This is a genomic window from Ruoffia sp. FAM 26255 (assembly GCF_045528525.1).
In the GTDB taxonomy this organism is placed as follows: Bacteria; Bacillota; Bacilli; order Lactobacillales; family Aerococcaceae; genus Ruoffia; species Ruoffia tabacinasalis.
Genome location: NZ_JBGQQX010000036.1, coordinates 1 through 25,847, shown reverse-complemented (window position 1 = coordinate 25,847; position 25,847 = coordinate 1). Strand labels below are relative to the sequence as shown.

General features: G+C 34.7%; 22 protein-coding genes and 1 pseudogene. 16 read left to right on the top strand and 7 right to left on the bottom strand.

What is annotated here, in order from left to right; all coding sequences use genetic code 11:
- Positions 1-146 precede the first annotated feature (146 nt).
- Entirely contained in the window at positions 147-1,847 is a 1,701-nt protein-coding gene (locus ACEN31_RS07885; protein ID WP_407109110.1) for an ABC transporter ATP-binding protein, read from the top strand.
- A 2-nt stretch (positions 1,848-1,849) separates the two neighbouring features.
- Entirely contained in the window at positions 1,850-3,637 is a 1,788-nt protein-coding gene (locus ACEN31_RS07880) for an ABC transporter ATP-binding protein (RefSeq protein ID WP_407109108.1), read from the top strand.
- A 55-nt stretch (positions 3,638-3,692) separates the two neighbouring features.
- Here the strand turns inward: ACEN31_RS07880 and ACEN31_RS07875 are convergent, their stop codons facing one another.
- Complete coding sequence (locus ACEN31_RS07875; protein ID WP_407109107.1) at positions 3,693-4,319, bottom strand: lysophospholipid acyltransferase family protein; 627 nt, start codon at positions 4,317-4,319, stop codon at positions 3,693-3,695.
- A gap of 71 nt (positions 4,320-4,390) precedes the next feature.
- Here ACEN31_RS07875 and ACEN31_RS07870 point away from each other — a divergent pair, with 71 nt between their 5' ends.
- From ACEN31_RS07870 to ACEN31_RS07840, 7 genes and pseudogenes are all read left to right on the top strand, one after another.
- Positions 4,391-5,167, top strand: a complete 777-nt coding sequence (locus ACEN31_RS07870) for a glutaminyl-peptide cyclotransferase (protein ID WP_407109106.1) — start codon at positions 4,391-4,393, stop codon at positions 5,165-5,167.
- 15 nt (positions 5,168-5,182) lie between these two features.
- Complete coding sequence (tgt, locus tag ACEN31_RS07865; protein ID WP_407109105.1) at positions 5,183-6,328, top strand: tRNA guanosine(34) transglycosylase Tgt; 1,146 nt, start codon at positions 5,183-5,185, stop codon at positions 6,326-6,328.
- A 71-nt stretch (positions 6,329-6,399) separates the two neighbouring features.
- Positions 6,400-6,771 carry a preprotein translocase subunit YajC gene (gene yajC, locus ACEN31_RS07860; protein ID WP_407109104.1) on the top strand — a complete coding sequence of 124 codons (372 nt, stop codon included), beginning with the start codon at positions 6,400-6,402 and terminating at the stop codon, positions 6,769-6,771.
- Positions 6,772-6,925: 154 nt separating this feature from the next.
- On the top strand, positions 6,926-8,041 hold the full coding sequence (gene dinB, locus ACEN31_RS07855; protein ID WP_407109103.1) for a DNA polymerase IV: 1,116 nt from the start codon (positions 6,926-6,928) through the stop codon (positions 8,039-8,041).
- Between the two features lie 12 nt (positions 8,042-8,053).
- Positions 8,054-8,857, top strand: a pseudogene (locus ACEN31_RS07850) (ZIP family metal transporter).
- Between the two features lie 86 nt (positions 8,858-8,943).
- Complete coding sequence (locus tag ACEN31_RS07845) at positions 8,944-10,263, top strand: DRTGG domain-containing protein (RefSeq protein ID WP_407109102.1); 1,320 nt, start codon at positions 8,944-8,946, stop codon at positions 10,261-10,263.
- Between the two features lie 23 nt (positions 10,264-10,286).
- Positions 10,287-11,267, top strand: coding sequence for a bifunctional oligoribonuclease/PAP phosphatase NrnA (locus ACEN31_RS07840; protein ID WP_197104018.1), 981 nt, complete (start codon positions 10,287-10,289; stop codon positions 11,265-11,267).
- 53 nt (positions 11,268-11,320) lie between these two features.
- Here the strand turns inward: ACEN31_RS07840 and zwf are convergent, their stop codons facing one another.
- Complete coding sequence (gene zwf, locus ACEN31_RS07835) at positions 11,321-12,760, bottom strand: glucose-6-phosphate dehydrogenase (RefSeq protein WP_407109101.1); 1,440 nt, start codon at positions 12,758-12,760, stop codon at positions 11,321-11,323.
- Between the two features lie 179 nt (positions 12,761-12,939).
- On the opposite strand from zwf, the gene ACEN31_RS07830 reads away from it, so the two are divergent.
- Positions 12,940-14,256, top strand: coding sequence for a DEAD/DEAH box helicase (locus tag ACEN31_RS07830; protein ID WP_407109100.1), 1,317 nt, complete (start codon positions 12,940-12,942; stop codon positions 14,254-14,256).
- Positions 14,257-14,308: 52 nt separating this feature from the next.
- Here ACEN31_RS07830 and ACEN31_RS07825 read toward each other — a convergent pair whose 3' ends face one another.
- Positions 14,309-15,205, bottom strand: a complete 897-nt coding sequence (locus ACEN31_RS07825) for a DUF1189 family protein (RefSeq protein WP_407109099.1) — start codon at positions 15,203-15,205, stop codon at positions 14,309-14,311.
- 149 nt (positions 15,206-15,354) lie between these two features.
- Positions 15,355-18,018, bottom strand: a complete 2,664-nt coding sequence (locus ACEN31_RS07820; RefSeq protein WP_407109098.1) for a YfhO family protein — start codon at positions 18,016-18,018, stop codon at positions 15,355-15,357.
- A 192-nt stretch (positions 18,019-18,210) separates the two neighbouring features.
- Here ACEN31_RS07820 and ACEN31_RS07815 point away from each other — a divergent pair, with 192 nt between their 5' ends.
- Positions 18,211-20,331, top strand: a complete 2,121-nt coding sequence (locus ACEN31_RS07815; protein WP_407109097.1) for a peptidoglycan D,D-transpeptidase FtsI family protein — start codon at positions 18,211-18,213, stop codon at positions 20,329-20,331.
- Positions 20,332-20,427: 96 nt separating this feature from the next.
- Here the strand turns inward: ACEN31_RS07815 and ACEN31_RS07810 are convergent, their stop codons facing one another.
- On the bottom strand, positions 20,428-21,078 hold the full coding sequence (locus ACEN31_RS07810; RefSeq protein WP_407109096.1) for a hypothetical protein: 651 nt from the start codon (positions 21,076-21,078) through the stop codon (positions 20,428-20,430).
- Positions 21,079-21,091: 13 nt separating this feature from the next.
- Positions 21,092-21,490, bottom strand: coding sequence for a hypothetical protein (locus ACEN31_RS07805; RefSeq protein ID WP_218930742.1), 399 nt, complete (start codon positions 21,488-21,490; stop codon positions 21,092-21,094).
- 254 nt (positions 21,491-21,744) lie between these two features.
- Here ACEN31_RS07805 and rpmG point away from each other — a divergent pair, with 254 nt between their 5' ends.
- From rpmG to ACEN31_RS07785, 4 genes are all read left to right on the top strand, one after another.
- Positions 21,745-21,897: a 50S ribosomal protein L33 gene (rpmG, locus tag ACEN31_RS07800; RefSeq protein WP_138403678.1), complete on the top strand. Its 153-nt coding sequence runs from the start codon at positions 21,745-21,747 to the stop codon at positions 21,895-21,897.
- A gap of 168 nt (positions 21,898-22,065) precedes the next feature.
- A complete protein-coding gene (locus ACEN31_RS07795) occupies positions 22,066-22,656 on the top strand; it encodes a 5-formyltetrahydrofolate cyclo-ligase (protein ID WP_407109095.1) in 591 nt (196 codons plus the stop codon).
- On the top strand, positions 22,640-23,335 hold the full coding sequence (locus ACEN31_RS07790; protein WP_407109094.1) for a rhomboid family intramembrane serine protease: 696 nt from the start codon (positions 22,640-22,642) through the stop codon (positions 23,333-23,335). The genes ACEN31_RS07795 and ACEN31_RS07790 overlap by 17 nt, the downstream gene beginning before the upstream one ends.
- Positions 23,336-23,383: 48 nt before the next feature.
- Positions 23,384-23,779 (top strand): rhodanese-like domain-containing protein, encoded by a 396-nt coding sequence (locus ACEN31_RS07785; protein WP_407109093.1) that lies wholly within the window; start codon positions 23,384-23,386, stop codon positions 23,777-23,779.
- A gap of 55 nt (positions 23,780-23,834) precedes the next feature.
- Here ACEN31_RS07785 and ACEN31_RS07780 read toward each other — a convergent pair whose 3' ends face one another.
- Positions 23,835-24,002 (bottom strand): hypothetical protein, encoded by a 168-nt coding sequence (locus ACEN31_RS07780; protein ID WP_407109092.1) that lies wholly within the window; start codon positions 24,000-24,002, stop codon positions 23,835-23,837.
- 207 nt (positions 24,003-24,209) lie between these two features.
- Between ACEN31_RS07780 and gndA the strand changes: the two genes are divergently transcribed.
- On the top strand, positions 24,210-25,652 hold the full coding sequence (gene gndA, locus ACEN31_RS07775) for an NADP-dependent phosphogluconate dehydrogenase (protein WP_407109091.1): 1,443 nt from the start codon (positions 24,210-24,212) through the stop codon (positions 25,650-25,652).
- Positions 25,653-25,847 lie beyond the last annotated feature (195 nt).

The following is a 25,847-nucleotide window of genomic DNA, read 5'->3' as shown; positions in this document are numbered from 1 at the left end:
AGTTCATCCGTGGTAAGATGGGTGTAGGTCATTTGTGGTCACTCCTTTGTATTCTTTGGTCGGAATTACAAGTTGAGTGTACCACAAATGGCTGTTTTAGTTGTCTAGCTTAATTTTACAATCGGCGACAAGAAAGAAAAGCGTATATTTTTGGAATATCAATGTTAATTCTATTGAGTGTGATGACTGCGCTTGTGCCAATGATTATTGGTATCATCATAGATAATATGGCAGCCGGTACAATAACAGGAAGTCAGTTGGTGACTTGGAGTGTGGTTCTTGTTGTTATAGCGATTGTTCAATATGCGATGCGTTACGTATGGCGTACGAAGATTTTTGGAACATCAGCTAAACTGGAAAAGATATTAAGAGCAAGATTGTTCACCCATTTTACACAAATGGACTCGATATTCTTTCAAAAATATCGTACTGGAGATTTAATGGCGAGAACAACGAATGATTTGAACTCAATTCGTATGGTGGCTGGGGGAGGTATTTTAACCTTAGTTGACTCTTTATCTCAAGGATTACTTACATTGTTCATGATGTTTTTCTTTGTAGATTGGCGATTAACACTAGTGTCGATTATCCCTATACCTTTGTTAACGATTTTAATTCGTTTTGTCGGTCGTAAGCTTCACTATCACTCACGAAAATCTCAAGCAGCTTTCTCTTCAATGAACGATAAAGTTCAAGAGAGTGTTACGGGCATGAAAGTAATTAAAACGTTTGGTGAAGAAGAGTTAGATATTGAAGACTTTAAGAAAATGACCACAAATGTTGTTGATCGAAACCAAAAAGTTTATTTATTTGATGCTGCGTTTAGACCTGCAAGTCAACTAATTATGGGTGCAGCTACGATTTTAGGTGTATTCTTTGGTGGTTTTCTCGTTTCACAAGGAGAAATTACCATTGGTTTATTAGTTGCTTTTATCAGTTATGTGACTCGTTTACAGTGGCCGATGATTGCGATCGGGCGTTTGTTTAATATTTTAGAACGTGGTTCAGCAAGTTATGACCGTATTTTAGAAATTTTAAATGAAAAAAGTACGATTATTGAAGAACCGGATGCATTGAGTCAATCTATCTCAGGTGATATTCATATTGAAATAGATGAATTTGCTTATCCAGATGATGATGACGAGGCTTCCTTACGTGATATTGATATTCATATTAAACAAGGGAATACACTTGGAATCGTTGGTCGTACTGGATCTGGTAAGACGTCATTATTTAAGTTATTGTTACGTGATTATGACCAATTTAAAGGGGATATTACCTTCAATGGAATTTCGATTAAAGATTATCAATTAGATAGTTTATTAGCGAATATAGGTTACGTTCCTCAAGATAATTTCTTATTCTCAACGACTGTTCGTGATAATATCCGTTTTGCGAATATGGATACTACTAATGAAGCAGTTGAAGAAATTGCTAAAGTGACAAGTGTTCATGAGGACATATTAGGCTTTAGTGAAGGCTATGATACATTAGTAGGTGAACGTGGAGTGGCTTTATCTGGAGGACAAAAACAACGTATTTCTATGGCGAGAGCGATGTTAATTAATCCAGAGTTATTAATATTGGATGATTCACTTTCTGCCGTAGACGCTAAAACTGAAGAAGCCATTCTAAATTCAATTAAAGAAACACGTGAAGACAAATCAACAATAATTTCTGCCCATCGTCTAAGTAGTGTGATGCATGCGGATGAGATTGTTGTGCTGGATGAAGGTCAAATTGTTGAGCGTGGAACACACGAGGAATTAATTAACAATAATGGTTGGTACCAAGAAATGTATGAACACCAACAATTAGAATTAAGTTCTGAAATGGAAGAGGTGTAATAATGGCAAGTAAAGTTCAACATGAATCAGCTTGGGCAAGAAAAATGTCTATGAGAGAGCAATTTACCGTAACGAAACGAATTTTTGCTTTCGCAAAACCATATTGGAAGACGTTCTTAGTTGCTATCTTATTTACATCAGTCACAGTAGCTGTTTCTGTTATTATGCCAAGAGTAATTCAAACATTTATTGATGATCATTTGACACATCTAGACGTTACTGTACAAATAGCGACCACTTTTGCTTTAACTTATGGTTTCTTACTTCTATTACAAGGTGTATCGAATTATTTATCGACGTATTTATTCAATATGGCTGCTGAAAAGACAGTTGAAAACGTCCGAGATACAATATTTACTAAAATTAATACGTTAGGAATGCGATACTTTGACCAAACTCCCGGTGGATCGATAGTTTCTCGCGTAACAAATGATACTGAAACATTGAAAAACTTTTGGAATACATTTTATGCTTTGTTTGAAGGGATTGTAACAGTTATCTCAGTCTTCATCGGGATGTATTTAATGAATCCAAGTATGGCAATGTTATTCTTAATCTTTGTCCCAATTATGAGTGGAATTATTTGGTATTATCAAAGTTACAGTTCACAAGTATATCGCTCAATGCGTGAGAATTTAAGTCGATTAAATACTAAAATTAACGAGTCTATTCTTGGAATGAATGTTATTCAACATTTCCGTCAAGAGAAACGAATTATTAATGAATTTGATGACCAAAATGAAAAACATTATGGTGCGCGCTATGAAATGGTAAAAATGAATGCACTCCTATTAATGAGTGTTATTAGTTTACTAGAAGGATTATCCTTAGCTTTAGTAATCTACTTCTTAGGTAGACAATACTTAAATGGTATATTAGAAGTAGGTGTGATTTATGCATTTGTTCAATATAGTTCACAATTCTTTAGACCAATGGGAATGATGATGGATAGTTTAAGTTTACTTCAAGATGGGGTAGTATCAAGTTCACGTATTCTTCGTGTTCTGGATCATGAAGAATATGTGCCTGAACAAATTGTTCATGATGAGGCTGAAATCAAAGATGCAAAAATTGAATTTAAAAACTTAACATTCTCTTATGATGGAAATCAAAATGTCTTAAACAACATTAGTTTCACTGTTAATCCTGGAGAAACTGTTGCGATTGTCGGACATACCGGAAGTGGTAAAAGTTCAATTATTAATGTCTTAATGCGATTTTATGAGTTTCAATCTGGAGATGTTTTAATTGACGGACATAGTATTCGTGAGTTTCCGTATGAAGAATTAAGAAAAGATATTGGATTAGTTCTTCAAGATTCATTCTTATTCTATGGGGATGTGAATCGAAATATCCGTTTGTTAGACCATTCAATATCTGATCGAACAATTCGAGAAGCGGCACACTTTGTTAATGCTGATTTATTTATTGAAAAACATTCAGATGGCTATGAGCACCGAGTTATTGAACGAGGGGCAAGTTATTCAAGTGGTGAAAAACAATTAATCTCATTCGCCAGAACAATGGGGCGTGATCCGAAGATTTTAATTCTTGATGAAGCTACGGCTAATATTGATACGGAAACAGAAGAGTATATTCAAGCAAGTTTGGCTAAGATGCGTCAGAACCGAACAACCATTGCGATTGCTCACCGTTTAAGTACGATTAGAGATGCCAATCAGATTATCGTTCTTGATAAAGGAAACATTATCGAACAAGGAAATCACGATGAATTGATTGAGAAAAAAGGGACATACTATCAAATGTATCGTCTGCAAACTAAAAACTAAAAAAATAAGACATCTAGCTGCTTTCAAATTGGAAGGAAAGTTAGATGTCTTTTTATTAGTCTTTTTTATTTGGAATATATTCGTAATCAGGATCAAGTTGCTTGTCTAATTTATCGAAAGCCTCTGCGATTGCAATATCAATTTGTTTCAGTTCTTCCCGAGTATACTTTTTAGAATCATCGAAAGAAATAGGTTCACCAATGGCTACTTTTGCTTTTTTTCGGAAGAAAAATTCTTTCGCATTCATTGGCGGTTGTAAAGCAATTGGAATAATATCCTTCTTACTCAGTCTTTGAATAAAGGCAGTTCCACCTTTTACTTCAGTAGAGTAGCGTGAGCCTGTAGGGAAAATTCCTAGATGTTTATTCTCTTCGTTCATGACCTCAACACCACGACGAAGTGACTTCGGTGATGGTTTTTCTCTTTTGACTGGGAAAACATTTAATTTCGGCAACAAATAGCGGAAGATTTTATTTTTAAACAAAGTATCCTTAGCCATAAAAGCAATTTCAATTGGTTCAACAACCATAGCTAAGAAAATTGGATCTAACCAATGACGGTGAGTTGATGCAATAATTGCAGCATCCTTTGATAAATTTTCTTGACCAACGACATATGGTTTTCCGTTAAAAATGTAAACAATGTATTTGACTATAAATAATAAAAATGAATAGAGATTCATTACTAACGACCTTTCTATTAAAAAATATGATAAAATTACTATATTATCAGGTTGGGTTAAAGGAGTTTTTTATGAAGAAAATCATTCACAAAATAACATTATTAATTTGCGTTCATTGTATTATACCAATAATACCAGTGGCTTCTCAAGATGAATATGAACTTTTGTCAATTCATCCAAGTGATTCGACGGCGTTCACGCAAGGGTTCGAATTAAATAAAGCAGGTGAGTTACTGCTAGGGACAGGTTTGTACGGTGAATCAAAGATTGGTTATTTAGATTTAGACACAGGTCATTATGACGTCGTCGATCAATTAGATAAAGAATTATTCGGTGAAGGTCTAACAGTCACTTCAGATGCTGTGTGGCAACTGACATGGCGGAGTGGCGTTGCATTTAAAAGAGATAAAGATACTTTAGAAATAATAGATACCGTTGATTATGAAGGTGAAGGCTGGGGACTAGCTTATGATGACCAAGAAGATGTCATTTGGATGTCAGATGGAACGAGTGTGCTTGAACAAAGAGATCCAAATACCTTTGAAGTGATCGACACAATTGACGTGACTTATAATGATCAATTAGTAGAAGAAATCAATGAGTTGGAATTTGCTAACGGATATATTTACGCAAATGTATGGTATACTAATGAAATCATTGTCATCGATCCAAAAACGGGTATTGTGGCATATAAGTATGACCTGACTGAAGTTCTCGAAGAGAATTTGACAGACCAAGAGTTGGATGAAATAGACTCCCTTAATGGAATTGCACATATTGAAGGCAATCAGTTTTATATTACAGGGAAACTGTATCCGGTTATTTTTGAGATAGAATTAAAGCAATAATAGAAAGGAAATATTATGACAGAACCAGCAATTAGATATGAATTAATAAAAGAAGAGAAAAATACAGGCGCGCGATTAGGTATTTTACATACACCTCATGGTAGCTTTGAAACACCGATATATATGCCAGTTGGAACATTAGCAACGGTCAAAGGGTTATCTCCGGAAGAATTAAAAGATATGGGTGCAGAAATTGTCTTAAGTAACACATATCATCTATGGTTAAGACCTGGTGAAGATATTGTTGAAGAGGCGGGTGGCTTACACAAGTTCATGAACTGGGACCGTGGAGTCTTAACAGATTCTGGTGGTTTCCAAGTTTTCTCATTAAGTGATATGCGTAAAATTGAAGAAGAGGGCGTGCATTTTAGAAATCATATTAGTGGAGAGAAATTATTCTTAACACCAGAGAAAGCAATTCAAATCGAAAATGCTCTTGGAGCAGATATTATTATGAGTTTCGATGAATGTCCGGACTTCCATCATAGTTATGACTATGTTAAAAATTCAATTAACCGAACAACCCGCTGGGCTGAGCGTGGACTTAAAGCGCATCAACGACCGGATGACCAAGCTTTATTCGGAATCGTTCAAGGTGCGGGTTATAAAGATTTACGTATTCAACACGCTAGAGATCTAGTGTCACTTGATTTCCCTGGTTATTCAATTGGTGGATTATCAGTTGGTGAGACAAAAGATGAGATGAATAGTGTCTTAGATTACTTAACACCCGAATTACCAAAAGATAAACCACGTTATTTAATGGGTGTAGGTTCACCGGATGCTTTAATTGACGGTGTTATTCGTGGGGTTGATATGTTTGACTGTGTTCTTGCAACACGTATCGCAAGAAACGGAACTTGTATGACAAGTACAGGACGTTTAGTTGTGAAAAACGCTCAATATGCCCGTGACTTCAGACCGATTGATGAGAATTGTGATTGCTACACTTGCCGTAATTATACGCGTGCTTATGTGAGACATTTAATTAAGACAGATGAATTATTTGGTATGCGTTTAGCGTCGATTCATAATGTTTACTTCTTGTTAGAATTAATGCGAAATGTTAGAAAAGCAATCGTGGATGATCAATTACTAGAATTTAGAGAAGATTTCTTCGAAAGATACGGATATAACAAACCGAACGCAAAAAGCTTCTAGATTGTGGCTAAATGTCTGAATTTTTGATACACTGTCTTTATGCTTAAAAAATGAAAGGATGACAAACGTTAATGGAATTTATTCTAAGTTTTATGCCGTTTATAGTTTTATTCGCAGTAATGTACTTCATGCTAATAAGACCACAAAAGAAACAGGCACAGAAAAAACAAGAGATGTTAAATGACATGAAACCAGGTGATGCAGTAGTGACTATCGGAGGACTTAATGGTGTTGTTGATGAAGTAAGCCAAAGTAGTCAAACAGTCGTACTTGATTGTGAAGGTGTATATTTAACATTTACATTAGGTGCTATTGCAACTGTTACTCAAGGTGGTAATATTGTAAATCGTCAAGACGAAATTGAAGTAGCGAACGATATTGCTCGCGAAGAAAACCGAGAAGACCTCGCTGAAGAAAGCGATGAAACTGAAAGCACTCTTTAATTTCAATAAAGCTCCGAGAATTTCTGTATAAGGAATTTCTTGGAGCATTTTTTTGTTGTCATATAAAGACGTCTGGAAATATTACTTAAGCAATAGAGATTGATTTTACGAACAAGTGTTTGTATAATATATACAATAAAGAGAGGTGAGTTGCGTGCAATATGGTATTTTATCTTTTGATGAAGTTGAACCCGATATATCTAGAAAAATTCTCCATGTCGACATGGATGCCTTTTATGCCAGTGTTGAAGTGAGAGATAATCCTAAATTAAAGAATAAGCCAGTTGTTATAGCAAAGCATCCCAAACTTACCGGCGGACGAGGAATCGTATCAACCTGCAATTATGAAGCAAGAAAGTATGGCATTCACTCTGCGATGTCTGCTCAAGAAGCCTATATGCGCTGTCCTAAAGCTGTCTATATCCAAGGAGATTTAAATTACTATCGAGAAATATCGATGCAAATCAGAGAAATTTTTAATGAATATACGGATTTAATTGAGCCTGTATCTCTAGATGAGGCTTATTTGGATGTAACGAATAATAAAAAGAATATGAAGAGTGCGACAATCATGGCTATGGAGATAAAGGAGGAAGTTTACCGCCGAACGCGTTTAACTTGTTCTGTGGGGATTTCTTATAATAAATTCATCGCAAAAATTGCCTCAGACTATAATAAACCAAACGGAATTACCTTAGTTGAACCCAAAGATGCAGTTCAATTCTTAAAAGAATTAAGTATCGATAAATTTCATGGAGTAGGGAAGAAGTCACTCCCGAATTTCCATGATATGGGAATTTTCACTGGAGAAGATTTATATGAAAAGTCACTCGATGAATTAATTGATAACTTTGGTAAAATGGGCTATTCCTTATATTTTAAAGTGCGAGGCGTTCATAATACACCTGTGAATAATAAGCGCGAACGAAAATCAATTGGAAGAGAAAGAACCTTCTCAGTATTTCTTGAATTAGAGTCTGAAGTAGTAGATAATATAGTTAAATTGATACACAAGGTGGACAATCGACATCATATTTCTGATATGAGAGCACATACGATTACTTTGAAAATTCGATACGATAATTTCGAGACAATTACTCGACAAATGCAATCTATCGAATCGATTGAGTCTGTTGAAAAAAGTATAGAATTAGCTAAGGAAATTTGGGAAGAGCATGGACATCTTGACCGGACCATTCGATTATTAGGTGTGACTTTTTCAAATTTTGACCACCCTTTATATACATCAATTAAACTTGACTTAGACTAGGAGAATATATATATGGCATTATTTAGTAATCCAATTTTTCAAGCATTAATTGCAGGAATATTTACTTGGCTTTGTACATTATTTGGCTCTTCTTTTGTTTTTCTTTTTAAAGAAGTGAATGATCGCTTTTTAGCAATTATGCAAGGATTTGCAGCAGGAGTGATGATCGCAGCATCTTTTTGGTCGTTACTAGCACCTGCGTTAGAATATGCTGAATCTAGCTCATCATCGTTACCGGCTTGGTTACCCGTAGCAGTCGGCTTTGTGGTTGGAGGTTTATTCTTAAGGCTCCTTGACTACACAGTTCCGCATACGCATTTATCTGTAGACCATGGAGACTCAGATAATTGAAAAATACCGAAGACGATGATGTTATTCTTAGCCGTAACCATACATAATATTCCAGAAGGACTTGCCATAGGTGTTGCCTTCGCGGCAGCAGGCGTTGGTAATGCTGGAGCGACTTTAACTGGAGCCATTGCATTAGCTATTGGCATCGGTTTACAAAATATACCTGAAGGATCAGCCTTATCATTACCATTATATGCGGACGGAAGAACGAAACGAAAAGCATTTCAAATGGGACAGTTATCAGCAATTGTTGAACCAGTTTCAGCAGTTATTGGGGCAGCAGCCGTCCTAGTTGTTCAAGAAATATTACCTTATGCACTTGCTTTCGCAGCAGGAGCAATGATCTTTGTGGTTGTTGAACAATTAATACCTGAATCACAATCATCTAACCATACGGATGATGCGACCTTAGCATTAATCGGTGGTTTTGTCTTAATGATGATATTAGATGTGGCCTTAGGTTAATAATTATTTTCAATCTGTAATTAAACTGTTATACTGTAATTATCGAATTACAGTATAACAGTTTTTTATTTATCTGGAGGGATTTAGTGACTACTAAGCATAATCAAATACTACAATATATTGAAACACTTCCCATTGGCAAAAAAATATCCGTACGTGGCATCGCTAAGCACTTAAATATGAGTGAGGGAACAGCTTACCGTGCAATTAAAGATGCTGAAACACTAGGTATTGTCTCAACAATTGAGAGAGTTGGAACAATCCGAATTGAAAAGAAATTAAAATTTTTACCAGAAATGTTACGCTTTAATGAAATGGTTTCAATAATCGAAGGAACTGTTCTAGGTGGGGAAGAAGGTTTAGATCGTCACCTTAATAAATTCATTATTGGCGCAATGCAAGAAAATGACGTAAAAAAATATTTTGTGCCGAATTCACTTATCATTGTGGGGAACAGAGAAGAAGTTCAACAACTGGCATTAGAGAATGATGTTGCCGTACTTATTACGGGTGGCTTTGATACGAGCGATAAGATAGTGGAACTAGCAAACGAGAAGAAATTACCAGTTATCTCAACACCATTTGATTCATTTACAGTGGCGACGATTATTAACCGTTCTATGGCGGATCAAGAAATTAAGAAAGAAATTATGACAATTGCGGATATCTTTACGCCGATTGATCAAACACCTGCATTAACTGCTCAAGACACTGTGAATACATTCTATGACCTATCACGTGAATCTGGACTTTCACGCTTTCCAGTCCACCATAAAAGTCGTTTGATTGGAGTTGTGACAGCTAAAGACCTCATAGGGAAATCTGAATCAGTCCTAATTGAAAGAGTCATGACTAAAGATTTGGTGACCGTTCAAAAACATATGACCGTCGCAAGTGTGTCACAACTGATGGTGCGTGAAGATATTGAGATGATTCCTGTTATAGAAGATAATATGGAATTATTAGGCGTTGTCTCACGTCAAGATATTATGCGTGGAATTCAAATGATTCAAAAGCAACCACAAATTGTAAATACATTTGAAGATGATATTATTATGCATATTGAAGAATATATCTTAAAGACACAAGAACATAAGTATGACTACCACGTTGTTGTCCAACCACAAATGTTAAACAGTTTAGGAACGATTTCTTATGGTGTTCTCTGTGAATTAATTTCGCATTCTGCTTATCAAAAATTTTATGATACAACCAATCAAAATCATATTATTGAAAAGATTGATTTGCATTATTTCAAATTAATTCAAATGGGGAATTTAATTCAGTTTAAAGTTGATATATTCAATCAGAATAGACGAACAGCCTTAATTGAGGTCAATGTTTTCCATGAAAATTCTTTAATTGCAAAAGCAATTATCACGACGCAAGTTATAGAAACAAAGTAAATGAGATATAGAAGGGATAGACTATGTATTTAGAAACTGAGAAAGTACAAAAATTATTATCATACATTAAAGAATATGACACAATTATTATTCACCGACATGTGAGACCGGATCCAGATGCGTTTGGTTCTCAACTTGGTTTAAAGTATTTAATTGAGAGTACTTTTGAGAACAAAAAAGTTTTAGCAGCAGGGACAATGTCAAAAGGCTTGTCTTGGATGGGAGAGATGGACGAGATTGCAGATTCAGATTATGAAGATGCATTAGTCATCGTTGTCGATACAGCCAATCATCCTAGAATTGAAGATAAGCGTTACAATAAAGGGGCAAAACTTGTAAAAATAGACCACCATCCTGATGTGGATAGTTATGGGGATTTAGAAATGGTTTATACAAAAGCCAGTTCATGTAGTGAAATTATCGCAAATATCTCACTTGAATTGGGAGAAGCGTTGCCACTTACAAAGGAAGCTGCCTTTATGTTATATGCAGGCATTGTAGGAGACACTGGACGTTTTCAATATGATTCGACAAGTGCAACAACACTAACAACAGCAGCAGAATTACTTAAGCTGGATATTGATCATTTTATTATCAATGACCGATTCAATACTAAATCAATGGAGCAAGCAAAATTCCAAGGTTTTGTCTTAGATCAATTAGAAATTACAGATAATGGAGTGGCTCATATCTTAATTAATCAAGCGGATCTTAAACGATATGGAATTAGTGAAGAAGAATCGAATGTTGCTGTCGGAATTCCAGGAAGTATTATGGGTGTTAATACTTGGGCATTATTCATCGAACAAGAAGGTAACAATCCATACTGGAGAGTTCGAGTGAGATCAAAAGGACCAGCAATCCATGAAATAGCGGCTAAATACCATGGTGGAGGGCATCCTAAAGCAAGTGGTGCCTCAGTCTATAGTAAAGAAGAAATGAGTCATTTATTAGAGGATTTAGGGCAAGCAGCGCAAGCATATTTAGATAATATAAGTGAATAGAGAAAAGACCAAGTTGATTTTGAGTCAACTTGGTCTTTTACTTTGTATATTATTTAATCAAACCAATCAAAGCCTTGTTTATTAATGAGATCATCAGCAGCTTTTGGCCCACTAGACATTGCTGGGTAGTTTGGAAAATCAGGTTTCGGTGCCTCTTTCCATAAGCGCTGAATATTATCAACAAATTTCCAATCATGTGCAACTTCAAGCCAGTGATTAAAGTTATTTAAATTCCCTTGAATACATGCTAAGATTAAACGCTCGTAATCTGCAGGCATTGCGTTAATTTCTTCCTCATCTGGTGAGTAAGACAATTCAATTTGTTTTAAATCATTTGTATAGCCAATTGTTTCTTGATTTAAATATAAACGATACGCTAGATCGGGATTAATTTCTATCATTAATCTGTTACCTGGCACACCTTCTTTAGTTGATTTAAACTGAACATGAATCGTTGTATATTTTCCATCTAGGCGCTTTCCAGAGCGAATAAAGAAGGGTGTACCTTCCCATTCTGGTAAATCAATTAGCACTTTGGCTGCGAAATATGTTTCAGTGGTTGACTCAGCATCTACCTTATCTTCATCACGGTATGCTTTGTACTCATCTGATTCGCTCGCTCCATATTGGCCTCGAACGACATTTTCTTGTAATTCAGCAACAGAATCATATTGATGTAGATTTTTTAAGATATGAATTTTTTCTTGACGAATCGACTCAGGCTCATCATCCTTTGGTTCGTTCATAGCAACTAATGAAAGCATTTGAAGTGCATGATTTTGTATCATGTCTTTAGATACACCGCTATTTTCATAGTAGTCACCACGATCTTCAACACCCACTTCTTCAGCAAGCGTAATTTGAACATGGTCGATATTCTCTTTATTCCAAATTGACTTTAACATGATGTTACTAAAGCGTAAATTTAGGAGTGATTTAACAAAGCCTTTTCCTAAATAATGGTCAATACGGTAAATTTCATTTTCTTCAAATGAAACTTGAAGTTGATCTTGTAATTCATTGGCTGAATTAAAGTCATTTCCGAATGGTTTTTCGATAATTAATCGGTTATAACCTTGTTCCGTAGCTAAGCCAGAACCTTTAATATGCTGCGTAATTATAGGGAATAGGCTAGGCGAGAGTGAGATATAGAAGATTCGATTCCCTTGTGTTTGATACTTTTCCTCTAACTCTAAAGCTAATTCTTGTAAATTATGATACTCATCTTCATCATTCACATCGTGTGATTGATAATAGAAGTGTGATGCAAATTCTTCAGCATGTGCTTGGTCATCAATTTCATTTTTAATACTGTTTAGGACTACCTCACGCAAATAATCGTCTGTCCAAGGGCGACGAGCAGTTCCTATTAATGCAAAATGTTCAGATATATAATTGTTTTTGTATAATCGATATATTGCTGGAAATAACTTACGGGCAGCTAAATCACCCGTAGCTCCGAACAATGTAATGAGTAAACGATGTTTTTCCATGAAATCCCTCCATCTTTAACAACCAATATTATAGCTTAAAAATGACTTAGTTACAATTTAAGGAGAAAAAAATCTAATAATTTGTTCATTTTATTTTAATATTACTCTGGTTTGTTTTTCTTTACCGATACTTGTATAATTTGACATGTTAGTAAAAAGTACAGTGAAAGGAGATTATTATGAAATTATTTAAAGAATTACCGTTGAAACAATTTATTCAAGATGCGTTATCAGACATTCGTTTTGAAACTTTAACGCCTGTTCAAGAAGAAGTGATTCCACAAGCTTTAGAAGGACAAAGTTTAATTGTTCAATCCCAAACCGGCTCAGGAAAAACACATAGTTTTTTAGTGCCCATCTTAAACCAAATTGATCCAGATGCAAATGAAGTCCAAGCAGTAGTCACTGCTCCAAGTAGAGAATTAGCAGAACAATTATATAATGTAGCAATTCAAATCGCTGAGTTTTCAGAACAACCAATCAAAGTCGTGCGTTATATTGGAGGTACTGATAAACAACGCCAACTTGAAAAATTACAAAATAATGAACAACCTCAATTAGTTATTGGTACTCCGGGGAGAATTTTTGACTTAATGTCTGAAAATGCACTTTGGGTTCAATCAACCAAAACATTCGTTGTTGATGAAGCTGACATGACAATGGATTTAGGATTTTTATCGATAGTTGACGAGATTGCCTCTAGAATGCCGGAAGAATTACAAATCATGGTGTTCTCAGCAACAATCCCTCAAACATTAGAAGTGTTCTTAAATAAATATATGACGGCACCAAAAGTAATCGAAATCGATAATCAGGGTGTTATTGCTGATATGATAGAGAATTACTTAATCTATACACGAGGCAGAGATAGAGCAGAGATAGCTTATTCCTTACTAACAATGGGTGAGCCATACTTAGCACTGATCTTCTGTAACACAAAGCAATATGCTGATGAAGTTAGTCATTTCTTAAAAAATAAAGGACTAAAAGTAGCGACGATTCATGGCGGACTAACACCTAGAGAACGTAAAAGAGTGATGCGACAAATTCGTGATCTAGAATTCCAATATGTAGTAGCGACAGATTTAGCTGCCCGTGGAATTGATATTCCTGGTACATCTATGGTTATTAACATGGAAATTCCAACCGAATTAGAATTCTTTATCCACCGAGTTGGTCGTACAGGACGTAACAATATTAAAGGTGTTGCTTATACTTTAATTGAGCCTGACAACGAACGTGATATTCATACTTTAGAGAAAAAAGGGATTGAATTTGAGCACGTTGACATCGTAAAAGGTGAAATTAGAGAAGTTAAATCTCGAAATGCTCGTGCAAAACGTGAAGACAAAAAGAAAAATGAAGATACTGTGATTAAAGGTATGATTCAACGTAATAAAAAACGTAAAGTAAAACCAGGCTATAAGAAAAAATTAGATCGACAAATCCAATCACATAAACGAACACAAGCACGTCAAAATAAGCGCAAGAAATAATAAAAAACCAGCTTTCCAATTTTAATGGAAGCTGGTTTTAATTTTGTTAATATTATTTTTCTTCGTCATCATCATCGTTGTCTTGACTCTCAGTATCATCTTTAAAGTCTAAATCGATTGTATCGATTTCATCAAGGTTATTCATAATAGTATGAATAAATTTAGTGTGGTTTTTAAAAGCAAGATACAATAGAAATAAAGTAATTGCAGCTAAAGTAAACTGTGTTGCGACGAATCCCGGAATTAGTATCGACATTAACTCGAGTAATAAAATTGGCACAAATGAGATTACTACTGTTAACTTCAGTCTTGCTTTGAAATTAATGGCTCTAGTCAATCGAACATTAAAGAAACCGGCCATAATACTGATTAATATAATTTGGAACCAGTAAACGAAGAAAGCAGTCACTAGCATTACTAAAAACATCATTGTATTAATTGAAAATGATTCTTCAACAATATAATTTAAGAATAATTCAAAGCGATGATTGTTTGCAAAAAGATAATCATAACCTGGGATTTCTTGAACAACCTCACCAACAGTTAGAAATGCGTAGTCCTCAATAATAAAGATCCCAAAAGGGGAACTAGGCATCAACATTTCTCTTTGTTCAGCTGGAATTTCAGTTTCAAAGCCCATTTCTGTATTGATGGAATCATCAATGACAATTTGCACTGAATCGGATTGATAATAGAGTGGTTTTTCTCCTTCAGCTATATTCAAAGTTCCTTCTGATAAAGAATACTCTGGTATATACTCAACAGCGTTAGAGAAGTCATCTGAAATTTGTGAAAAAACTGGAATAATATTAACGAACATCGCTAGTGTAATTGCTAATATCGAACCAAAAGCTACCAAATGAATATATTTCCACGGCACATTTATCGATTCAATATAATAGCGAGGGTTCTTTAACCCTAGTTTAAGTAAATTAAATATTTTCTTCATTGAACCGTCCTTTACTAATTAAATTCATTAATTTATCATACCAAAGTCAATTGAATTATCAAGTAAATTTATGACTTTGCCTTTCTTTAAATAGTAACTTATTTATATTAAATCAATGTGTACTCAAGTTATTTATGTATGATCTGAATTTAGTCAGTTTGCATGCTGATATTTTTTTGAGAGGTCTTTCTATCCCAATAAATAATACCTACTAAACTGATTATACCAATCAAGCTCGATATGCCTCCAAAGACAATCGAACGAGGGAAGTAAGTTAATTCAACATTGTGTTGACCACTTGTCATAGGTATCGCCATTAAAGTATCACTTAATACACTTACCGGTTCAACACTTGTGCCATCCACAGTTATGTCCCAAGCTGCATCATAAGGGATCGTGAATAAGACATAAGCGTCATCTTGTTCAATGGTAATATTTCCTTTAATGTGATTGTGACTAGACTGGGTCACATTAAACTTATTATCTTCTTTAGTATCCATCATCTCTTCATAACGCTCTAAGTCAAATTCGTATAATTCAAGTAAATTCGCTTGCAATTCTTCTTCCACAAGCTCTACATCAAAGTATTGATCCTCACGAACAGTATCATAACTGGCATTGTATACTTGACGTCTTCTAAATGGTGAATAGAAGCGATAATGATTTGAGTTTAAATCAAACGAAACATTCTTACTTGAGAACTGGCTCGGTATACTGAAGTAGTATGGATTTCGACTCGTTGTTTCGAAATGCCAACGAATTCTCGGTGTTTGCGCATCATTTTCTGTTGTATCGACATATGTATAATAATCTCCATCTCCGGTATCAGCTACTTCGACATTTTCATAAGTGACATCAGTAAAGTCATGTTCTGTAAAGTAAGGAGAGCCATTACCGTTATAATCTATAAGACTTAATAATAATTCTTGGTTTTCAATGGGTCTATGAGATGTAAATTCAATCCCATCACTAGCAATATCCGAACTCACTTCCATGCCTAGACCAAAATTTCTTTCGTTTTCATAAACTTTTACTCTTGAATATTGAGTCGAGATAGGGTGGAATTCCATATCTAAATCAGTGGCTTCTGGATATAACACATAACCTTCATCCGCTGTATGCTCGCTCGAATTAGTCGTTGGAGCTAAGAAATAACGAATATTAAAGAAATCGTCTAAGAATAAAGTACCGTTAGTATAGGTTGCAAAGCCGTTACCATCCGGTAAACCGAGATAACCATATAATTCAGGGACATGTGCTTCGATAGTAGAACCAAAGTGATCCATACCACTATAGTGAGTATACATCGCTTCATTTTTAGTACGCATAAATGTTTTATTTATGCGATAGAAATCATTATCTGGATGACGTAAACCAGTTAAACTTTGATTTAGTGTTTCAGTATAATCTTCAAATTTCGATTGCTGAACATAATTAATATCAGACATAATAATATACGCATTAATGAATAGTTCGCTAAAAACAAATACTAACAGTACCGAGTTTAGAATGATTTTTTTAGGTCTTTCTAATTGAATAATTATGACAAAGGCCAAGAAGAAAGCCAGAGAAATAATGATATTAATATCATTTAAGAAAGTATATTCATCAATCCATAAATAATAACCAGAGAATAAAGCCATCGCAACAATGGCAGTAATTAATACACCAAGCGGGAAACGCTTGGGTTGATTCTTAAAGGCTTTAATGGCCATTACAAGTAGAAATAAACTTGTCGTGAACGAGAATCTAAAGTGATACCAAATTGGGAATTGTCCACCATGCCAAAGTTTATTAAATAAATCAAATCTAAAAGAAAGTGCAAACACTGTAAAAATTAATATCGCAACGATTTTTTCAGACAATTTAATTTTTTTATTAATAAAGAAAAGACCTACAAAGAGGATAACTAACATCCCAGCATAGATATTAGGAGAACCTGAAGACATTTCATCAAAGTTGAAACTACCGATAAATAGTTTTGACGCAACATCTTGAATTGTATGAGCAACTTCCCAATCTAATTCAAATTCCAAGTAACTTCCTTTGTTTTGGGTTAGAGAGTAATAGGTCGGAATAAGGGTAATTCCAGCTATTAAAGCTGCGATGATTGAATGAATTCCAAATCGGAAGTATGAGACAATCGTTTCTTTAATGTTGAATACAGTTTGTTTTTCGACGATGACAAAGAGTGCATATATTGCTAAGAAAAGACAAATCATATAACCGATATAATAATTCGCAATCAACATAATCGCTAACGAACCAACATAAAGTAAGCGACTCTTTCCACTAATTAATTGATCCAAACCTAAGGCAATAAGCGGTAATAGCACTAAGCCATCTAACCACATTATATTTAACTGATACACGATGGCATAACTCATGAACGTATAGGATAAGCTAAAAATTATTGATGGGAGCGTACTTAATTCATACTTCTGACGTGAGAAGTACATAAATGTTAAGCTACTTGCCAGTAATTTGAGGTAAGTAATTAATGTCACTGCGACTTCAAAATTCGATTCGTTAAATAATAAGAAAATCAAATTAAAGGGACTTAACAAGTAATATGCCCATAGGCCAATCATTTCTCCACCGATCGCTTTTTCAAAGCTATAAAGGAGCATTTCAGGCGACTGGGTTAAGGTTTCTTTATACATACTAAAGAAATCAATATATTGTTGACCTAAATCAACAGTAAGCATTGTATCTTTACCAAAGGGTGCAAATTTAAAAATCATTGCAAGCCCGACAAAGAATATCGATACAAATAAAGTATTTAATAAATACGGTTTAAGTTTATTTATCATTTTGTGACTCCTAACGAAATTAATAATCCTATCATATATTAACAAAGAAAAATCTGGTAATCATCTTTTTAGTGTGTAAAATTTATGAAGATAAATTAAAGATTGATGTTAATCTTTGGGTTTGATACAATTTTGATTAATTGTTTGATATAATAATCAGGTGAATTTAAACTATTAGAGGGGAGAAGATAAATGGCACGTTACAAAATAAAGCAAAAGAAAACACGTTCGCATATACCTGGACGATTGAATCTCTTGTTTTTTATTTCATTTTTAGTGTTTACTGTGTTATTTATCCGATTAGGATATATTCAATTATATAGTGGTGAACGTTACTCCAATATGGTAGAACGAACCGAATCAACGTTATCAACTGGTTCAGTACCCAGAGGGATGATGTACGATAGTAATGGGAATATTTTAGTGGGTAATAGACCAGAGCAAGCCATTCTTTATACACGTGATCGTGATTCAAGAGTGTCGGCTCAAGATATAGTAGATATTGCAACACAACTTGCTTCATTAATTGAAGTTCCAACGTCTAATTTATCTGAACGTGATTTAAAAGATTATTTCATTATTAAGAATGAAAATTTAGTTAATAGTCGTTTAACAGAGGAAGAATTATTACTACCTGGATCTGAGTTATATAGTGTCCAACTTGAATATGTTACGGATGAAGATATTCAATTTAGTAACGCTGAAATGAAGATTGCGGCATTATTTAAACAAATGAATAGTGCCTATGCCTTATCGACCGTCACAGTGAAAAATCAAAACGTGACAGAACAAGAGATTGCACGTGTATCTGAACAATTAAGCCAATTACCTGGAATTAGTATTGGAACGGATTGGCAACGTGTCTTTCCGATGGGAGAAATGCTTAGATCGATCTTCGGTCAAGTTTCAACTGAACAGGGCGGTATACCAAGTGAATTAGCACCTGAGTTGCTTCGTCGTGGGTATGCTATGAATGACCGTGTTGGAATGAGTTATCTTGAACAAGAATATGAGAATGCCCTAAAAGGAACAAAATCATTATTTAATTTTGTGACGGATTCTTCAGATGATATCTTAGAAAATGATATGTTATATGAAGGAACTAAAGGGGATAACTTGGTTTTAACCATCAATACTGATTTCCAACGAAAACTAGATGAAATTGCTGAAAATTCACTGAGAACGATGGAACAACAAGGTCTGAATGACCGCGTGTACATCGTTGCATCGAATCCAAAAAATGGAGATATCTTAGGTATCTCAGGAAAACGATTTGAATACAATGAAAATACAGATTCTTATAATACAGACGAAATCGTTGATGACACACTTGGAGCGATCAATACTAGTTACGGTATGGGGTCAAGTATAAAACCTGCCATAGTAGCGACAGGTTACATGGAAAATGTTATTTCTTTAGATAATAATATTCTAGTCGATGAGCCGTTGAAGTTCCAGGCATCACAAGAAAAAACATCAGTATTTAATCGTACAGGTGAAATGCCCATTGATGATATTGAAGCTTTACAAAAATCATCAAATATTTATATGATTAAATTAGCGATGATGATTGGTGGACAAACAACCTATGAAGAAAATGGTCGCTTATCTATTGATAATAATACAATTAATATCTTACGTGATTATTTAGCTCAATTTGGTTTAGGAGCACAGACCGGCATTGACTTACCAGTTGAATCTGCCGGATTTAGTCCAGAAAGTGATCAGCTCGTAAGTGCACTTGATTTATCTTATGGACAGTTCGACTTGTATACGCCTTTACAACTAGGACAGTATGCAGCAACAATCGCTAATGGCGGTATACGTTATGCACCTAGACTAGTTAAAGAAATACGTGGAACGGATGCGAATGGAGAATTAGGTTCTGTTAAATCATCGAATGAAACTGAAATCTTGAATGTTATACCGATTGATGAAGCAGCGATGGAGCGAATTCATGAAGGGATGAGACAAGTATCGCATACACTTGACGGTACTGCGCGTTATCTATTCATGAATTACCCAATTGAAGTTGGATCTAAGACAGGGACTACAGAGGCATTCTATTCTGGCCCAATCCAATATGCACAAAATCAACCGGTAACTAACGCGACATATGTTGGTTTTGCACCGTTTGATGATCCAGAGATTGCTATTTCAGTAGTTATTCCATATTTAGAAGAAGAGAACTGGGGACGTGAAAGTACTCGTGTTGCCCACCAAGTTATGAACGCTTATTTCGAAATGCAAGCTGAAACAAGTGGGACAATTGAAACATACTTAGATAGTCTAGCTGCTCAAGAAATTAACTAATAGAAACACACCCACTTTCTAAATGGAAGCGGGTGTTTCTTTGTACAAAAAAAGCTTTGTGGATTTAATTTTATCCACAAAGCTAAATTCTTTATATTAATAGTAGTAATATGCTCCGTCTGTAATAATTGAAGCGATATCGTGAATACTCATATCAGAATTCAATTCAAAATCTCCAGCTTGGATCACAGCATTTAAATCCCACTCATCTAATAAGCTTTGGAATTCGTCAGCTGAGTCAATAAATCCGTCTGATTCTAGTCGAGCAGCAATTTCACTAGATGCTTCGCCTGAAGCAATCGTGAAGCTGCCTTCTAAGTCTGGTTGAGCTTCGGTTACTTCACCTGTTTCTGAATCTGAATTATCAGCTTCAGTATTTGTGTCAGTACCATTGTCCGTTGTCTCTGTATCAGATTCATCGTTATTTGTTTCCGTACCAGTATTATCAAGTTGAGCAACAAGTGATTCGTTAGCTTCTGTTAAGCTGCTTATCTGTTCTTGCGCAGATGATTCGTCTTGATTATCTCCAGAAGATAGTGATTCATTTAATGAATCACGCTCTGCGACTAAAGAGCTAATTTGTTCTTCATATTGACTTATCTGCTCTTGATCGCCTGAGCCGAGTAGAGAATTTACTTGTAACCCTTCAACTGGCGCTTGACCTTGAACAAAAATGGCGAAAGCACCGGATAAAATGCCGGCAGAAAGAAATCCGATACCTAATGAACGTAATGTGTTTTTTTTCATCGAATGTTCCTTTCTAACGATTTTCAATATAATCGTCAATAACTTTTTGAATCGTTACTGAGTTCAATTGAACTTCTTGACTGATTTCATGCATTGTATAACCTTGAGAGTAAAGACGGATAATCATTTCATGTTGATTATCTGAAACTTCTTCTACCCCTTGTGATTCTACAGGTTCGTCATCGTATACTTCATCAGTTGTACTATATACAACTGTTTCGTTATATGGTGTGTTTTGAGTTTTTTCAAGTTCAGCCAATCGAGTTTTGATTGCGTATAACTCTTCTGATTGTTGAACTGAATATTCATTCATTTGCTCAGTAACATCTTGGTCATCTCCTGCGAAGAATGAAGCAATTAATAAGATAATTGCAATGACTAATAGGGCAATGACTAAAATCCAAATGTCCATAAAGCACCTCTTTCCGTGAGTTTGTATTCTTACTTCATACAATTTTATCAAATCTGCAACAAGATTCAACTCTAAGCATGTTACAGATTCGTAATAATTTAAATTCATTTTACCAATATATAAGGAAAAGAGCAAAATATAAAGAGTTTTTTGAAAATAATATTTGTTACTTGCGCATTTTGTGATATAATATTTTGGTATTGTATAGAGAATACATTAAAAATCAAAACTCAATCAAGTTTGGAGGGATAATAATGCGCATTAATATTAATTTAGAATGTACTGAGTGTGGAGAACGTAATTACTTAACAAATAAAAACCGTCGTAACAACCCTGATCGTTTAGAGAAAAATAAATATTGCCCTCGTGATCGCAAAGTTACACTTCACAGAGAAGTTAAAAAATAAGTCTATATAACACGATACAGAGATTCATCGAGAAATCGAGAATCTCTGTATTTTTTTGATTGTATTTTACTAAATTAAGAGCATCTTGTAATATAACTGAATTACTATGGTTTACTAGGGGAAAAATATGGTAGAATACATGAGTGCATGGGAGGAGAGCGGATACAAATGAAAGATAATATAAGTGAAAAAGTAAACATTCGGCGTTCGACGCTCACTTCAATGAAAGCCATGGATGCGAATCATCGCAAAAAGCTAGAAGCCAATTTAAGCGAGCAATTAATCAATTATATAAATGCTAATCAATTTCAATCGATTGGTTTTTATTACGGTTTTCATCCTGAAATTAACACGCCATTAATTATGGAAGAGATATTTAAATTAACAAATAGTTCATTATATTTGCCTAGAATAGAAGCTAATTATCAATTAAGCTTTCGTGAATATCAAGACGAAACTCAATTAGAAACGGTTCAAAGAAAAATCAGACAACCGAAAAGTGATGCAAAAAGCATTCATATAGAAGAGATTGATTTATTAATCGTCCCAGGTGTTTCTTATCAAGAGAATGGCTATCGGATTGGTTTCGGTGGAGGCTATTATGATAGAGCCCTTGCAGATGCTAATATCGATACCGTGTCACTCATCTTTAATGAACAACTCTATCCTAATGGGTCATGGAAGGTTGAAGCGCACGATATTCCGATTAAAAAGCTGATTATTCCAGACAAAGGAGAATTTGATGAACAATCAATTTAGAGCGTATAATCAAAGGCAGTATAGACCATTCATGACCTATATCTTTTTAGGTATTAATGTCGCTGTCTACGTATTTATGCTATTAAAGTATAATACGACAACAGATATCATGGCATTACTTGAGATGGGGGCCAATTTTTCACCCGCGGTGATTATCTTTAATGAGTGGTGGCGATTATTAACTGCGGCATTTATTCATATTGGCTTCTCACATATTTTAATGAATGGTATATCTTTATATTTTTTAGGAATGGATTTAGAAAAGATACACGGTCACGGTAAATTTACATTAATTTACTTAATTTCGGCGATTGGTGGAAATTTATTTTCCTTTGCTTTTAACGTGAATGTGTCAGCAGGAGCATCTACGGCGATATTTGGGATGTTTGCGAGTTACTTAGTGTTAGCGTATTTAAACCCCGATTCACCCATATTTAAACAAAGAGCGAGTACATTCACTGTTTTACTAGTGTTGAATTTTTTAAATGGTTTATTTACATCAGGAATTGATAATTGGGGTCATCTTGGTGGGGCAATATATGGTGCTTTAATGACGTTTGCGGTTGGTTTTGGATCAAAGCGAACATTAACAAGGACAAATCGTCTATTAGCTATTTTAGCTATACTTGTGATTGCATTGATACTAGTTTTTATCGGTCGTAATCGTATTTTAAGTTAATATTTTAAATAAATGATAATAAATGAAAATAGAGGAGTCAGGTAGGAAATGAATATTTTAATGTTTCTTTTAGCGTTAATCGCTATCGGTTTAGTTGCTTATGGGATTTATTTGTTAGTATTATGGGTGATGCGTAAACAATCCGCAGAAATGGCTGAAAGTCATGAGATTAGAGAGAACATCCGTAAAGTTCAAATTATTGATGTGAGAGAAACACCAGAATTTGATGCTAAACATATCTTAGGAGCAAGAAGTATACCGATGTCACAGTTTAAGCAAAGATTCAGAGAAATCCGTAAGGATAAACCTGTGTATTTATATGATGATGCATTGAATTATGCATCTAGAGCGGCTAATATCTTGAAAAAAGAAGGCTATGATAAGATTTATATCTTAAAAGGTGGCTTTTCTAGTTGGACTGGAAAAGTTAAATCTGAATTATAATCAACGATTGAAAAAAGACACGTTGCATCTGAAAAGATGTGACGTGTCTTTTGCTTTAGTTAAATGTAGATAAACTAACCATTAAACTTATAACAACTGAAGCTAGCATCATTACTACCATTGTAATTGCGACAAATTTAACAATCCGTTCCATCTTTGATTTTTTACCCTTATTCGATTGAGCCGCAAGTTTATTCCAATTTCTTTTTTTAGATTTAGCCATGTTTGCATATCCCTCACTTTTGTAGCCATTATTATAATTGTAAATATAAAAAACGTCAAATCAATCATACAGAATAATTATGAATAGAATATAAATAAGTATAGAATGGTATATTTCTCATCAAATATTTAAATATAGATGTTAAACCTTTAACATTCTAATGAAATTTGCTAAAATAGTAAAGGAATCATAAGGAGGCAAATAAACATGACAAAACAACAAATTGGTGTAGTGGGTATGGCCGTAATGGGTCGTAATATCGCATTAAATATTGAAAGCCGTGGCTACTCTGTTTCACTTTATAACCGTACGGATTGGAAAACAACGGAGGTTGTTGACGAAAATCCAGATAAGAATTTAGTGGCAACATATGACATTGAAGAATTCGTTAATTCATTAGAAAAACCACGTAAAATTTTATTAATGGTTCAAGCTGGTAAAGGTACAGACGCAACGATTGAAAATTTATTACCTCATTTAGATAAAGACGATATTTTAATTGATGGTGGGAATACGTTCTTTAAAGATACAATTCGTCGTAACGAATATTTAGCAGATTCAGGCATTAACTTTATTGGTGCAGGAATTTCTGGTGGTGAAGAAGGGGCACGTTTTGGACCGTCAATCATCCCAGGTGGCCAAGAAGAAGCTTATGCTTTAGTCAAAGATATCTTAGAAGCAATCTCAGCTAAAGCTGAAGATGGGCAACCATGTGTAACATACATCGGTGCTGATGGTGCAGGACACTATGTGAAGATGGTTCATAATGGAATTGAATATGGAGATATGCAATTAATTGCTGAATCATATGACATTATGCACCGTGGTTTAGGTATGTCTGCTCAAGAAATTGGCGACATCTTTACTGAATGGAATAATGGCGAGTTAGATAGTTTCTTAATGGAAATTACATCACAAATTCTAAAAACTACAGATCCAGAAACTGGTAAAGCAATGGTCGAAGTGATTATGGACCGTGCAGGAAACAAAGGGACAGGTAAATGGACTTCACAAAGTGCACTAGACTTAGGTGAGCCATTATCATTAATTACTGAATCTGTATTTGCTCGTTTCATCTCTGCTCAAAAAGAGGAACGTGTCAAAGCAAGTAAGATTATTCCTGCGATTGAAGCAGAAATGGAAGTAACCGAAGATGAGAAGAAAGACTTTATTGAATTGATTCGTAAAGCGTTATACTTCAGTAAAATCATGAGTTATGCTCAAGGATTTGCTCAATTACGTGCAGCAAGTGAAGAAAATGAATGGAACTTACCATACGGTGAAATCGCTAAGATCTGGCGTGAAGGATGTATTATCCGTGCTAAATTCTTACAAAACATTACTGATGCGTACGAAAAAAATGCAGACTTACAAAACTTAATGTTGGATGATTACTTCTTAGACATTGTAACGAAAAATAACAGTGCCGTAAGAGGGGTAGTTTCTAAAGCAATCGCAGCAGGAATTCCAGTACCAACATTCTCAGCAGCTATTGCATATTACGATTCATATCGTTCAGAAGTTTTACCTGCGAATATTATTCAAGCACAACGTGACTTCTTCGGTGCACACACATATAACCGTGTGGACAAAGAAGGAACATTCCACTTCTTATGGAACGAAGGTAAAGAAGAAGAAATCGATTGGTAATATGTTTCATTACAAATTAATATCACATGAGATTTCGGCCGTAAACATTAACTTTACGGTCGTTTTTTGGCTCTTTGTCAAATAGGGTTGATGACTCATTTTAATCAAGATCAAGCAGCATAAGTTGTTGCTTGATCTTTTTTATTTGTCTGAGGGACATATAATCGCGTCATAAGTAAAATACGGTCTCTAAAA

Excerpts from the sequence above, each read along its gene's own strand:
- ACEN31_RS07870 (WP_407109106.1), top strand. The coding sequence starts at position 4,391 with ATGAAGAAAATCATTCACAAAATAACATTATTAATTTGCGTTCATTGT.
- gndA (WP_407109091.1), top strand. The coding sequence starts at position 24,210 with ATGACAAAACAACAAATTGGTGTAGTGGGTATGGCCGTAATGGGTCGT.
- ACEN31_RS07820 (WP_407109098.1), bottom strand. The coding sequence starts at position 18,018 with ATGATAAATAAACTTAAACCGTATTTATTAAATACTTTATTTGTATCG.
- ACEN31_RS07825 (WP_407109099.1), bottom strand. The coding sequence starts at position 15,205 with ATGAAGAAAATATTTAATTTACTTAAACTAGGGTTAAAGAACCCTCGC.
- ACEN31_RS07840 (WP_197104018.1), top strand. The coding sequence starts at position 10,287 with ATGTATTTAGAAACTGAGAAAGTACAAAAATTATTATCATACATTAAA.
- ACEN31_RS07805 (WP_218930742.1), bottom strand. The coding sequence starts at position 21,490 with ATGGACATTTGGATTTTAGTCATTGCCCTATTAGTCATTGCAATTATC.
- tgt (WP_407109105.1), top strand. The coding sequence starts at position 5,183 with ATGACAGAACCAGCAATTAGATATGAATTAATAAAAGAAGAGAAAAAT.
- ACEN31_RS07795 (WP_407109095.1), top strand. The coding sequence starts at position 22,066 with ATGAAAGATAATATAAGTGAAAAAGTAAACATTCGGCGTTCGACGCTC.
- ACEN31_RS07830 (WP_407109100.1), top strand. The coding sequence starts at position 12,940 with ATGAAATTATTTAAAGAATTACCGTTGAAACAATTTATTCAAGATGCG.
- zwf (WP_407109101.1), bottom strand. The coding sequence starts at position 12,760 with ATGGAAAAACATCGTTTACTCATTACATTGTTCGGAGCTACGGGTGAT.
- ACEN31_RS07785 (WP_407109093.1), top strand. The coding sequence starts at position 23,384 with ATGAATATTTTAATGTTTCTTTTAGCGTTAATCGCTATCGGTTTAGTT.
- ACEN31_RS07790 (WP_407109094.1), top strand. The coding sequence starts at position 22,640 with ATGAACAATCAATTTAGAGCGTATAATCAAAGGCAGTATAGACCATTC.
- ACEN31_RS07880 (WP_407109108.1), top strand. The coding sequence starts at position 1,850 with ATGGCAAGTAAAGTTCAACATGAATCAGCTTGGGCAAGAAAAATGTCT.
- ACEN31_RS07875 (WP_407109107.1), bottom strand. The coding sequence starts at position 4,319 with ATGAATCTCTATTCATTTTTATTATTTATAGTCAAATACATTGTTTAC.
- yajC (WP_407109104.1), top strand. The coding sequence starts at position 6,400 with ATGGAATTTATTCTAAGTTTTATGCCGTTTATAGTTTTATTCGCAGTA.
- ACEN31_RS07810 (WP_407109096.1), bottom strand. The coding sequence starts at position 21,078 with ATGAAAAAAAACACATTACGTTCATTAGGTATCGGATTTCTTTCTGCC.
- rpmG (WP_138403678.1), top strand. The coding sequence starts at position 21,745 with ATGCGCATTAATATTAATTTAGAATGTACTGAGTGTGGAGAACGTAAT.
- ACEN31_RS07815 (WP_407109097.1), top strand. The coding sequence starts at position 18,211 with ATGGCACGTTACAAAATAAAGCAAAAGAAAACACGTTCGCATATACCT.
- ACEN31_RS07780 (WP_407109092.1), bottom strand. The coding sequence starts at position 24,002 with ATGGCTAAATCTAAAAAAAGAAATTGGAATAAACTTGCGGCTCAATCG.